The following is an 11,664-nucleotide window of genomic DNA, read 5'->3' as shown; positions in this document are numbered from 1 at the left end:
ATGGGCACATGCGCGTGCGTGCCCCCGAGCTCACCGGTCGCGGCTGGCTCAACACCCCCGGCCCCCTGTCGCTGTCCGACCTGCGTGGGCGATTCGTCCTGCTCGACTTCTGGACCTTCTGCTGCGTCAACTGCCTGCACGTCCTCGACGAGCTCCGGCCGCTGGAGGCGAGGTACGCCGAGGAGCTGGTGGTCGTCGGCGTGCACTCGCCGAAGTTCGTGCACGAGGCCGACCCGGACGCGCTGGTCGCCGCGGTCGAGCGCTACGGCGTGCACCACCCGGTGCTCGACGACCCCGAGCTGGTCACCTGGTCGGCCTACACCGCGCGGGCCTGGCCCACGCTGGTGCTGATCGACCCGGAGGGCTACGTGGTGGCCCAGTACGCCGGCGAGGGGCACGTGCACGCCCTGGACCGGCTGCTCGCCGAGCTGGTCGCCGAGCACCGCGAGCGCGGCACCCTGCAGCCGGGCGACTCGCCGTACGTGCCGCCGGTGGTGGAGCCGACCGACCTGCGGTTCCCGGCCAAGGCGCTGTCGCTGCCCGACGGCCGGGTGCTGGTCGCCGACGCCGGTCACGACGAGGTGGTCGAGCTGGCCTCGGCCGACGGGCCGGTGCTGCGCCGGTTCGGCGGCTTCGCCGAACCCAACGGGCTCTGCCTGCTGCCCGAGGAGGTGGCCGCCGAGGTGGGTTACGACGTGGTGGTCGCCGACACCGTGCACCACCAGCTCCGCGGGCTGGCCCTGGCCGGCGGCGAGGTCCGGGTGCTGGCCGGCGACGGGGAGCAGTGGATGCCCGGCGACGGCCCCGAGCGACTCTCCAGCCCCTGGGACGTCGCGTGGTGGCGCGGCCGGGTCTGGGTGGCGATGGCCGGCATCCACCAGCTCTGGACCTTCGACCCCGGGACGGGGGTGGTCGAGGTGGCGGCCGGCACCACCCACGAGGGGCTGCGTGACGGGCCCCTGGACCAGGCCTGGCTGGCGCAGACCAGCGGGCTGGCCGTCGTCGGCGACCGGCTCTGGCTCGCCGACAGCGAGGTCTCGGCACTGCGCTGGGTCGAGGACGGCGAGGTGGGCACCGCGGTCGGCACCGGCCTCTTCGACTTCGGCTTCCGCGACGGCAGGGCCGACCAGGCGCTGCTCCAGCACCCGCTCGGGGTGAGCGCGCTGCCCGACGGGTCGGTGGCCGTCTGCGACACCTACAACGGCGCCGTACGCCGCTTCGACCCGGCGGCCGGCGAGCTCACCACCCTGGCCACCGGGCTCTCCGAGCCGAGCGGGGCGTACGTCGACGGCGAGCACCTGGTGGTCGTGGAGTCGACCGCCCACCGGCTGACCCGGGTACCGCTGGGCGCGTCGGCGCAGGCGGCCGACTTCAGCCACCGCACCCAGCGGCCGGTCACCGAGGTGGCCGCCTCGGTGCTGCTGGAGGCGGTCTTCACCCCGCCGCCGGGGCAGAAGGTGGACGACCGCTACGGTCCCGCGACCCAGCTGATGGTGACCGCGACGCCGGCCGCGCTGCTGCGTGCCGGCCAGGGCCGCTCCACCGGCCTGACCCGTCCACTCGAGCTCGACCCGGCGGTGGGGGAGGGGGTGCTCCACGTCGCGGCGCGGGCGGCCTCCTGCGACGTCGTCGAGGACGGGACGCCGGGCGAGGGGGCGGCCTGCCACGTGCACCAGCAGGACTGGGGCGTCCCGGTGCGGGTGAGCGCCACCGGCGAGGTGGCGCTCACCCTGCCGCTGGGCGGCACCGCCTGACCCTCACCCGAGGACGACGAAGGGCCGCACCCAGCCGGGTGCGGCCCTTCGTGTCGCTGCCTGGTTCAGGCGTGGATCAGAAGGCGGCCTCGTCGAGGTCCATCAGCGAGAGGTCGATGCTCTCGGCGATGGCGCGCTCGGCGGTCAGGCGGGGCAGGTTGGTGGCGGCGAAGAACTGGGCGGCCGCGACCTTGCCCTCGTAGAACGCCTTGTCCTTGGCCGAGACCTCGCCGTTGAGCTTGCCCAGGGCGACCTCGGCCTGGCGCAGCAGCAGCCAGGCGCAGACGACGTCGCCGAGCACCATCAGCAGGCGGGTGGTGTTGAGGCCCACCTTGTAGATGTTGCGCAGGTCGCCGCCCTCGGCGGAGGCGTCGGCCGACATCAGGTCGTTGATCATGTGACCGACGATGGCGTTGGCGTCCTCGAGCGCCTTGGCCAGCAGGGCCCGCTCGTTCTTGAGCTGGCCGTTGCCGGCCTCGGACTTGATGAAGCCCTCGATCTCGCCGGCCAGGTGGCCCAGCGCGCGGCCCTGGTCCTTGACGATCTTGCGGAAGAAGAAGTCCTGGCCCTGGATCGCGGTCGTGCCCTCGTAGAGGGTGTCGATCTTGGCGTCGCGGACGTACTGCTCCAGCGGGTACTCCTGCAGGAAGCCGGAGCCACCGAAGGTCTGCAGCGACTCGGTGCCCAGCAGCACCCAGGAGCGCTCGGAGCCGTAGCCCTTGACGATCGGGAGCAGCAGGTCGTTGACCGCCTCGGCGAGCTTGTCGTGCTCGCCCTCGTGCTCGGCGATCATCACCTTGTCCTGCCAGGTGGCGGTGTAGATCACCAGGGCGCGCATGGCCTCGGCGAACGACTTCTGCACCATCAGCGAGCGACGGACGTCGGGGTGGTGGGTGATCGTGACGCGGGGGGCGGTCTTGTCGGCCGACTGGGTGAGGTCGGCGCCCTGGATCCGCTCCTTGGCGTACTCCAGCGCGTTGAGGTAGCCGGTGGAGAGGGTGGCGATCGCCTTGGTGCCCACCATCATCCGGGCGTTCTCGATGACGTCGAACATCTGCGCGATGCCGTTGTGGACCTCGCCCACCAGCCAGCCCTTGGCGGGCTCGCCGCCGCCGACCTGCGGGTCGCCGAAGGTGAGCTCGCAGGTGTTGGAGACCTTGATGCCCATCTTGTGCTCGACGTTGGTGACGTAGACGCCGTTGCGCTCGCCGGTCAGCTCACCGGTCTCGTGGTCGAAGTGGTGCTCGGGCATCCAGAAGAGCGAGAGGCCCTTGGTGCCCGGGCCGCCGGCGCCCTCGACGCCCTCGGGGCGGGCGAGCACCAGGTGCATGACGTTCTCGGTCATGTCGTTGGTGGCGGAGGTGATGAAGCGCTTCACGCCGGTGATGTTCCAGGAGCCGTCCTCGTTGGGGACGGCCTTGGCGCGGCCGGCACCCACGTCGGAGCCGGCGTCGGGCTCGGTGAGGACCATGGTGCAGCCCCACTCGCGCTCGACCATGATCTGGGCGACGCGCTGGTCGCGCTCCACGCCGTTTGCGTTCTTGTAGAGCACGCCGGCGAACGGCGCGCCGGCGGCGTACATGTGGACCGGCGCGTTGGCGCCGAGCACCATCTCGCCGATCGCCCAGTTGAGGCTGGACGGCGCCGGGGTGCCGCCCAGCTCCTCGTGGATCTGGAGACGCCAGAACTCGGCGTCCATCCAGGCGCGGTAGCTCTTCTTGAACGACTCCGGCAGCGGCGCGGAGTGGGTCTTCGGGTCGAAGACCGGGGGGTTGCGGTCGCTGTCCTCGTAGGAGGCGGCGAGGTCCTCGCGCGCCAGGCGGTCGACCTCGGCCAGCACCTCGCGGGCGGTCTCGGCGTCGACCTCCGCGAAGGGGCCCTGACCGAGGATCTCGCCTCGGCCGAACACCTCGAAGAGGTTGAACTCGATGTCGCGCAGGTTGCTCTTGTAGTGGCTCACTGACCCACCCTTATCCGGTCTCATGGGGTGACCGGAGCCTGACGGTCCGGTCCTGTAACGGGGCGACTGGAGGCACACGCGTCCTACCAGCCAGTAACATATTGTGCCTCGGCGGACAGCGCCCTGCAAGCGGTTCGGTGGTGATCTTTGCAACGAGGCGCAATCCTACGTCGCACCGGCGTTGCGTGAGGGGTCTTCGCGCGGGCCTTCAAGGGGGGCGCGGAGGCCCGGAAACAGGCTGTCCGACCCGGCCGGCGGCCGGGTCTGCCAAAATGGCCCCATGCGCGTCTCCGCCAAGTCCGACTACGCCCTTCGGGCCCTCATCGAGATGGCGGCGCGCGCCGACGCCAAACCGGTCAGCGCCGAGGAGCTCGGCAAGTCCCAGGACATCCCCCACGGGTTCCTCCAGGCCATCCTCGCCGACCTCCGCAAGGGTGGTGTGGTGGTCTCCCAGCGCGGCCAGTCCGGGGGGTGGCGCCTGGCGCGCGACCCTGCCGAGGTCTCGGTGGCCGACGTCATCCGGGCCGTCGACGGTCCGCTGGTCTCCGTCTACGGGCTGCGCCCCGAGGCGGTCTCCTACAACGCCTCCGCCGAGGTGCTCCAGCACGTCTGGATCGCGGCCCGCAGCTCGCTGCGCGAGGTCTTCGAGCAGGTCTCCATCGCCCAGCTCGCGGGACGCGAGCTGCCCGAGGCCGTCACCTCGCGCACCGGCGACGAGGACGCCTGGCAGCCGCACTGAGCGGCACCGCTCAGGCGCCGCGTGCGGCGTCGGCGATCCACTCCACGAGGGGGCGCAGGGCGCGCCAGTCGTCGCGGACGCGGTCGACCAGCCCGGGGCCCAGCGCGTCGGCCTCGAAGCCGTAGGGGCGGCCCACGAAGAGCTGCTTGTGCCGCAGCAGCTCGATCCGTGGGTGGTCGGCGGCGTAGCCGCGCGGCGAGGTCTTGAGCCGGTCGCCCCCGATCTCCCAGCCGTCCTTCGCGTAGCGCTTCAGCAGCCGGGCGAGAGCCGCGCCCGAGGTCTCCCGCGCCATCGCCTCCCGGATCGCGGCCAGTCGCGGGCCGGAGGCGTCGTAGAAGCCGGCGCCGACCCGGGTGCCGCGGGGTGAGAGCTCGACGTACCAGCCGGTGGCCTCCCCGGCGGCGACGAAGGCGCCCTGGTGGGTCTTGTACGGCGTCTTGTCCTTGCTGAAGCGCACGTCGCGGTAGGGGCGGAAGACCTTGGGGGCGCCGAACTCCGGCTCCAGGGCGGCGACCAGCGCCTCCATCGGCCGGCGGACCGCCTCGGCGTAGACCTGCTTGTGGGCCTCCCAGAAGGCCCGGGTGTTGTCGACCTCGAGATCGTCGTAGAAGTCGAGGGCCGCGACCGGGAAGCCGGTGAACTCCGTGGAATCCATGGAGCGGACGACGAGATTCGAACTCGCGACATCGACCTTGGGAAGGTCGCGCTCTACCAACTGAGCTACGTCCGCAGTGCCGGCCGCGGTGGTGCTGCGCCGACGGTGGTGGATGCTACCGGATCCTGTCGAGAGTCGGGTGCTTGGGCTGCACCCCGTCGCCCGAAGAGCGCCCGGTGATCCGGCGGTGCACCCACGGCCCGAGGAACTCGCGGGTCCAGCGGACGTTCTCGCGCAGCTGCTCGCGCCGTCCGCGCAGCGGCAGCGCGGCCACCTCCAGGGGCTCCAGCGGGTGCTCCACGCCCAGCGCGTCGAGCACCTGCAGGGCCATGTAGTGGTGCCCGGCGGGGTTGAGGTGCATCCGGTCCTCGTCCATGTGCGCGGCCAGGTCGACGTCGCGCATCCGCCACATGTCGACCAGGGTCGCCCCGTGCTTGTCGGCGATCTCCCGGGCCCACTCGTTGAAGATCGCGAACCGGCCGCGCACCGCCGAGTAGATGCCGCTGCGGCCGGGGTCGAGGAGGGTGAACATCACCACCCGGGCGCCGCTCGCGGTGAGCCGGCCGATGGCCTCGTCGTACTGCTCGGCGAGGGCGTCGAGATCGACCTTGGGCCGCAGCACGTCGTTGCCGCCGCCGTGAATCGTGACCACGTCGGGCTCGAGGGCGAGGGCCGGCTCGAGCTGCTCGGCCAGGATCACCGGCAGCTTGCGACCCCGGATCGCGAGGTTGGCGTAGCCGAAGTCGTCGGTCTCCAGCGCGAGGTGCTCCGCGACCCGGTCGGCCCACCCGCGCAGGCCGTTGGGCCGGGTGGGGTCGGGGTCGCCGACGCCTTCGGTGAAGGAGTCCCCGAGTGCGACGTAGCGGTGGAAGGTCATGGCCGGATTCTCCGGCATCGGCCCAAGGCCTCTCGACGGTAGGGTGCCTGCGTGCTGCTCTCCGACCGCGACATCCTGGCCGAGATCGACGCCGGCCGCATCGGCCTCACCCCCTGGGACGAGGAGATGCTCCAGCCCTCCAGCGTGGACATCCGACTCGACCGCTTCTTCCGGGTCTTCGAGAACCACCGCTACCCCCACATCGACCCCGCCGCCGACCAGAGCGACCTCACCCGGATGGTGGAGCCCGAGGGCGACGAGCCGTTCATCCTGCACCCGGGGGAGTTCGTCCTGGGGTCGACGTACGAGGTCTGCAGCCTGCCCGACGACGTGGCGGCGCGAGTGGAGGGCAAGTCCTCCCTCGGGCGGCTGGGGTTGCTGACCCACGCGACGGCGGGCTTCGTCGACCCGGGCTTCTCCGGTCACGTGACCCTCGAGCTGGCCAACGTCGCCACCCTGCCGATCAAGCTCTACCCGGGGATGAAGATCGGGCAGCTCTGCTTCTTCCGGCTCTCCTCGCCCGCCGCGCACCCCTACGGGTCGGAGAAGTACGGGTCGCGCTACCAGGGCCAGCGCGGGCCGACCCCGTCGAAGTCGTTCGCACGGTTCCACCGCACCCCGATCTGAGGATCCTTCCGGCTCCCGGGTGTGCACCACGTCACCCGGGCTGGTGTGGGGTGCGCGCAGGGTCTACCTTGGAAAGGTAAGGCTTCCCTAACACGAGGATCCCCATGCGACGCACGACTCTTCGGCTGGCCGCTGCCCTGGCCGGCCTCGGCCTTCTCACGGCCTGCAGCACCGGTTCCACCGACACCGCGGAGGAGGCGGCCCCGCAGGCCGCGTCGTCGGCCGACGCCGACGCCTTCCCGGTCACCATCGAGCACGCCTTCGGCGAGACGACCATCGAGGAGGAGCCCACCCGGGTGGCCACCCTGGGCTGGACCGACCAGGACAACGCCCTGGCTCTGGGCGTGGTGCCGGTCGGGTCGGTCAAGATCAGCTGGGGCGGCAACGACCGGGGCTCCACCGACTGGTTCGACGCCGAGCTGGCCGAGGTGGGCGGCGAGGCGCCGGTGCGCTACGACGACTCCGCCGGCGCCCCAGTCCAGGAGATCGCAGAGACCGCCCCCGACCTGATCCTGGCGACCAACTCGGGGATCACCGAGGCGGAGTACAAGAAGCTCAGCAAGATCGCGCCGGTCGTCCCCTATCCCGAGGCTCCGTTCGTCACCCCGTGGGAGACCCAGATGGAGCTCGCCGGCCAGGCCCTGGGCCGCTCCGAGCTGGCGGCTGAGGTCATCGAGGAGACCAACAGCACGATCGAGGAGGCCAAGGCCGACCACCCCGAGCTGCAGGGCACCTCCTTCGTCTTCGCCTACTTCACGCCCGCCAAGATGGCGACGGTCGACATCTACGGCCCCCAGGACCCGCGGGTCGCCATCCTGGAGCGCTTCGGCCTCGTCGTCGCCGACGTCGTCGGCGAGACGGTCAAGGACGGCCAGTTCTACGGCGCGGTCGCCGCGGAGGACGCCGACAGCCTCGACTCCGACCTGCTGCTGACCTACGTGGAGTCCGACGACGAGCTGGAGACCTACCGCAAGGACAAGCTGCTCGGGCGGATCCCCGCACTCGCCGCCGGGAACGTCTACGCCGAGCCCGACAAGCACATCGGCCTCTCCATCACCAACCCGACGCCGATCTCCATCCCCTTCATCGTGGAGAACTACCTGCCGAAGGTCGCCGAGGCCGCCGCGGGAGCCAACGGCTCGTGACCCTGCTCCAGGCCCCGGGTGCCGGCCAGCCGTCTGCGGCTGACCGGCCCCGCGGCCGCGCCTCGACCGCTGCCCGCTTCGGCGTGGCAGCGGTCGTGGTCTTGCTCCTGGCGGGCATCACCTCGCTGCTCATCGGCTCCCGGCCGCTCTCGCCCGCGGTGCTCCTCGACGGCGACGACCCGCTCCGCCCGATCTTCGAGGCTCGCCTGGCGCGCACGCTCCTCGGTGCGGCCGTCGGCGCCGCCCTCGGGCTGGCCGGCGCTCTGATGCAGGGACTGACCCGCAACCCGCTGGCCGACCCCGGGATCCTGGGCATCAACGCGGGCGCGTCGCTGGCGATGGTGCTCGGCATCTCGCTCGTGGGCATCAACGCCCTCCAGACCTACATCTGGTTCGCCTTCGCGGGCGCGGCCGTCGCCGCCGTGCTGGTGCACGGGATCGCGTCGCTGGGCGGTGGCGGCGCCACTCCGGTCAAGCTGGCGGTCGCCGGTGCCGCGGTGACCGCGGCGGCGACCAGCTGGAGCACCGCCGTGCTCATGGTCGACCGGGCCACCTTGGAGTCGTTCCGCTTCTGGCAGGTCGGCGACGTGAGCGGGCGCGACCTGGGCGTGCTGGGCACCGGGCTGCCCTTCCTCCTGGTCGGCGCGGTGCTGGCCGTCCTCGGTGCCCGGCTGCTCGACGCGCTGGTCCTCGGCGACGACACGGCGCGGGCCCTGGGCCGACGGGCCGGCCTGGACCGTGCCCTGGTGGGCCTGGCGATCGTCCTGCTCGCCGGCACCGCGACCGCCCTGGCCGGCCCCATCGCCTTCGTCGGCCTGGTCGTCCCGCACGCGGTCCGCGCCCTGGTCGGTCCCGCGCACACCCGGCTCCTGCCGTTGGCCGCCCTGGTCGGTGCGACGCTGGTGGTCCTGGCCGACACGGTCGGGCGGATCGTGCTCCCGCCCGGCGAGGTCCAGGTCGGGATCATGGCGGCCGCCGTGGGCGTGCCGTTCTTCCTGGTCCTGGTACGCCGCGGACGGATGGGTGCGCTGTGAGCGGCTCCCTGCTGCTCGAGCAGCAGCTCGACGGCACCGCGGACGAGCGGGCCGCCGTGGTGCGCCGCGCGCGCCGGACTCCGCGCCGGCGGCGCCGCCTCGTGCTCGGCGGGCTCTCGGCGCTCCTCTTCGCCGTCTTCGCGGCCCGGGTCCTGCTGGGGGACTTCACCTTCACCGTCCCGGACTTCTTCCGGATCCTCTTCGGCGCCGAGATCCCCGGCGCGTCGTTCATCCTGATGGAGGCCAAGCTCCCGCGGGCGGTGCTGGGGGTGCTGGTCGGCGTCGCCTTCGGCGTGGCCGGTGCGGTCTTCCAGGCCACCCTGCGCAACCCGCTGGCCAGCCCCGACGTCATCGGCGTCTCGATGGGTGCGAGTGCCTGCGCCGTGGTCGCGATCGTGCTCCTCGACCTCGAAGGTGCCCCGGTCTCGCTGGCCGCGATCCTCGGTGCGGTCGCGGCCGCCCTGCTGGTCCGGCTGGTCGCCGGGCCGGGCGGCACCCACCACCTGGTGCTGGCCGGCATCGGCATGGCCGCCGCTCTGCTCTCGGTGGTCCACTACGTCTTCACCCGCGCGAGCGTCTGGGACACCCAGCTGGTGCTGCGCTGGCTCACCGGCAGCGTCAGCTCCGCCGACTGGCCGACGATCCGGCTGCTCACCCTGGCCCTGCTGGTCCTGCTCCCCGCCGTCGTGTGGGCCACCCGCGCGCTGCCGCTGCTCGAGCTGGGCGAGGACGCCGCCACCGGGCTGGGCGTCGGCTCGCACCGCTCCGACCTGGTGCTGATGCTGGCGGTGCTGCTGACCGCGGTGGGGGTGGCAGCGGCGGGACCGATCGCCTTCGTCGCCTTCCTGGCCGGCCCGATCGCCCGGCTGCTGCTCGGAGGGCGCACCACGCTGGTCGGCTCCGCGCTGGTCGGCGCCATCATCGTGGTGGGCGCCGACTACGTGGCCGACTACCTGCTGGCCGACATCAACTTCCCCACCGGCGTCGTCACCGGCGCTCTCGGGGCCCCGTTCCTGCTCTGGTTGCTCGCCAGCGGCCGCACCGGAAGGAGAGTCGCGTGACCATCACCCACGAACGTCCGGAGGTCACCGTGGAGCAGAGCAGGACGTCGCGCCTCGTCGCCGACCACGTCAGCCTCGGCTACGGGGACCGTCCCGTGGTGCAGGACCTGTCCCTGGTGGTGCCCGACCACCGGGTCAGCGTGATCGTCGGCGCCAACGCCTGCGGCAAGTCCACTCTGCTGCGGGGGATGGCCCGGCTGCTCAAGCCGACCGGCGGCAGCGTGCTGCTCGACGGGCAGGCGATCCACAAGCTCCCCTCGCGCCAGGTGGCGCGCACCCTGGGCCTGCTGCCGCAGAGTGCCGTGGCTCCCGAGGGGCTCACCGTCACCGACCTGGTCTCGCGCGGGCGGCACCCGCACGGCGGCCTGCTGCACCGGTGGAGCCGGGAGGACGACGAGGCGGTGGCCGACGCCCTGGCGCTGACCGGCACCCTCGACCTCGCCGAGCGCAACGTCGACGAGCTCTCCGGCGGCCAGCGGCAGCGCGTCTGGGTGGCGATGGCCCTGGCCCAGCGCACCGACCTGCTGCTCCTCGACGAGCCCACCACCTACCTCGACCTGGCCCACCAGGTCGAGCTGCTCGACGTGCTGCGCGACCTCAACGCCGCCCGCGGCACCACGATCGTGATGGTGCTGCACGAGCTGACGATGGCCGCGCGCTACGCCGACCACCTGGTCGCCATGCAGGCCGGGCAGGTGGTCGCGGCCGGCCCGCCGTCCCAGGTGGTCACCCCCGACGTGGTCCGCCGCGTCTTCGACCTCGAGTGCCGGGTCATCGACGACCCCGTCTCCCACACCCCGCTGGTGGTCCCGATGGGCCGCCACCACCACTGACCCGACCCCGAACGGACCAGCCATGACTGTCACCACCGCCCCCGATCTCCCGCTGGTGCTCGGCGTCCTCGAGGTGGTCGACGTGCACCGCCTCTCACCGACCTTCGTGCGGATCGAGCTGGGGGGCGACTGCCTCCTCGACTTCGGCACCGACGGGCCGCTCCTCGACCAGCGCTTCAAGCTCGTCTTCCCGCACGCCGGCGGTGAGCTGCCGGACCTCTCCGGGGTCGACGAGTCGTGGTTCGCCAGCTGGCTGGACATCCCCGCGGAGGAGCGGGGGCACATGCGGACCTACACGATCCGCGAGGTGCGCGGCAGCGGCCTCGACACGCGGCTGGTCGTCGACGTGGTCCTGCACGTCGGCGACGGCGAGCACGGCCCGGGCTCCGACTGGGCGTCGCAGGCGAAGCCCGGCGACCGGGTGGTCACCCTCGCCCCGCGGCGCGGCCGGCCCTTCGGCGGGGTCGAGTTCGTCCCCGGGGCTGCCACCGAGGTGCTGCTGGTGGGCGACGAGACGGCCGTCCCGGCTGTCGCCGGGATCCTGCGCGACCTGCCCGCCGACGCCCTCGGCGCGGCCTTCCTGGAGGTGCCCGTGGAGGGCGATTTCCTGCCCGACGTGATCGCCCCCGCCGGCATCGAGCTGACCTGGATCGCCCGCGAGGAGGCGCCTCTGGGGGAGCGGCTGCACGCCGCGGTGGTCGAGCACCTCGGCGTCTCGGGCGTCTCGGCGGCCTCCCCCGCGGTGGAGCCCGACGACGTCGACCCCGACCTGTGGGAGACGCCGAGCTACTCCTCCTCCGGTGAGGCCGTCGCCGACGACCCGGTGCCCCACGAGGGGCTCTACGCCTGGATCGCGGGCGAGTCGGGCATGGTCACCGGGCTGCGGCGCCACCTGGTCAAGGGTCTCGGGGTCGATCGGCGACAGGTCGCCTTCATGGGCTACTGGCGTCGTGGCGTCGCGATGCGCTCCTGAGGCCAG

At 72.5% G+C, this 11,664-nt stretch carries 11 protein-coding genes and 1 tRNA gene; 8 read left to right on the top strand and 4 right to left on the bottom strand.

What is annotated here, in order from left to right; all coding sequences use genetic code 11:
* Window positions 1-8 precede the first annotated feature (8 nt).
* Window positions 9-1,754, top strand: a complete 1,746-nt coding sequence (locus AC4BG9_RS09525) for an NHL domain-containing thioredoxin family protein (protein WP_490570854.1) — start codon at window positions 9-11, stop codon at window positions 1,752-1,754.
* 76 nt (window positions 1,755-1,830) lie between these two features.
* Here the strand turns inward: AC4BG9_RS09525 and AC4BG9_RS09520 are convergent, their stop codons facing one another.
* Window positions 1,831-3,714, bottom strand: a complete 1,884-nt coding sequence (locus tag AC4BG9_RS09520) for an acyl-CoA dehydrogenase (protein ID WP_490570853.1) — start codon at window positions 3,712-3,714, stop codon at window positions 1,831-1,833.
* 280 nt (window positions 3,715-3,994) lie between these two features.
* On the opposite strand from AC4BG9_RS09520, the gene AC4BG9_RS09515 reads away from it, so the two are divergent.
* Window positions 3,995-4,453: an RrF2 family transcriptional regulator gene (locus AC4BG9_RS09515; protein ID WP_490570852.1), complete on the top strand. Its 459-nt coding sequence runs from the start codon at window positions 3,995-3,997 to the stop codon at window positions 4,451-4,453.
* A gap of 10 nt (window positions 4,454-4,463) precedes the next feature.
* Here AC4BG9_RS09515 and AC4BG9_RS09510 read toward each other — a convergent pair whose 3' ends face one another.
* The 3 genes from AC4BG9_RS09510 to AC4BG9_RS09500 all read right to left on the bottom strand — a co-directional run bounded on the left by AC4BG9_RS09510 (window position 4,464) and on the right by AC4BG9_RS09500 (window position 5,985).
* A complete protein-coding gene (locus tag AC4BG9_RS09510) occupies window positions 4,464-5,108 on the bottom strand; it encodes a DUF2461 domain-containing protein (RefSeq protein WP_490570851.1) in 645 nt (214 codons plus the stop codon).
* A tRNA-Gly gene (locus AC4BG9_RS09505) sits at window positions 5,108-5,183 on the bottom strand. Before AC4BG9_RS09505 ends, AC4BG9_RS09510 begins: the two co-directional genes overlap by 1 nt.
* 40 nt (window positions 5,184-5,223) lie before the next feature.
* Window positions 5,224-5,985: an SGNH/GDSL hydrolase family protein gene (locus AC4BG9_RS09500; RefSeq protein ID WP_490570850.1), complete on the bottom strand. Its 762-nt coding sequence runs from the start codon at window positions 5,983-5,985 to the stop codon at window positions 5,224-5,226.
* A gap of 51 nt (window positions 5,986-6,036) precedes the next feature.
* Here AC4BG9_RS09500 and dcd point away from each other — a divergent pair, with 51 nt between their 5' ends.
* The 6 genes from dcd to AC4BG9_RS09470 all read left to right on the top strand — a co-directional run bounded on the left by dcd (window position 6,037) and on the right by AC4BG9_RS09470 (window position 11,658).
* A complete protein-coding gene (gene dcd, locus AC4BG9_RS09495; protein ID WP_490570849.1) occupies window positions 6,037-6,612 on the top strand; it encodes a dCTP deaminase in 576 nt (191 codons plus the stop codon).
* Between the two features lie 104 nt (window positions 6,613-6,716).
* Window positions 6,717-7,757, top strand: a complete 1,041-nt coding sequence (locus tag AC4BG9_RS09490; RefSeq protein ID WP_490570848.1) for an iron-siderophore ABC transporter substrate-binding protein — start codon at window positions 6,717-6,719, stop codon at window positions 7,755-7,757.
* The gene (locus AC4BG9_RS09485) at window positions 7,754-8,791 is read left to right on the top strand and encodes a FecCD family ABC transporter permease (protein WP_490570847.1); all 1,038 of its coding nucleotides are present in this window, start codon (window positions 7,754-7,756) and stop codon (window positions 8,789-8,791) included. Before AC4BG9_RS09490 ends, AC4BG9_RS09485 begins: the two co-directional genes overlap by 4 nt.
* Window positions 8,788-9,852 carry a FecCD family ABC transporter permease gene (locus AC4BG9_RS09480; RefSeq protein WP_490570846.1) on the top strand — a complete coding sequence of 355 codons (1,065 nt, stop codon included), beginning with the start codon at window positions 8,788-8,790 and terminating at the stop codon, window positions 9,850-9,852. The genes AC4BG9_RS09485 and AC4BG9_RS09480 overlap by 4 nt, the downstream gene beginning before the upstream one ends.
* 2 nt (window positions 9,853-9,854) lie before the next feature.
* Window positions 9,855-10,685, top strand: a complete 831-nt coding sequence (locus AC4BG9_RS09475; protein ID WP_490571072.1) for an ABC transporter ATP-binding protein — start codon at window positions 9,855-9,857, stop codon at window positions 10,683-10,685.
* A gap of 22 nt (window positions 10,686-10,707) precedes the next feature.
* Window positions 10,708-11,658: a siderophore-interacting protein gene (locus tag AC4BG9_RS09470; RefSeq protein ID WP_490570845.1), complete on the top strand. Its 951-nt coding sequence runs from the start codon at window positions 10,708-10,710 to the stop codon at window positions 11,656-11,658.
* Window positions 11,659-11,664: the final 6 nt, after the last annotated feature.

This window comes from Nocardioides sp. Z40_12, from assembly GCF_058215795.1.
This window is presented reverse-complemented; position numbering and strand designations above follow the sequence as displayed.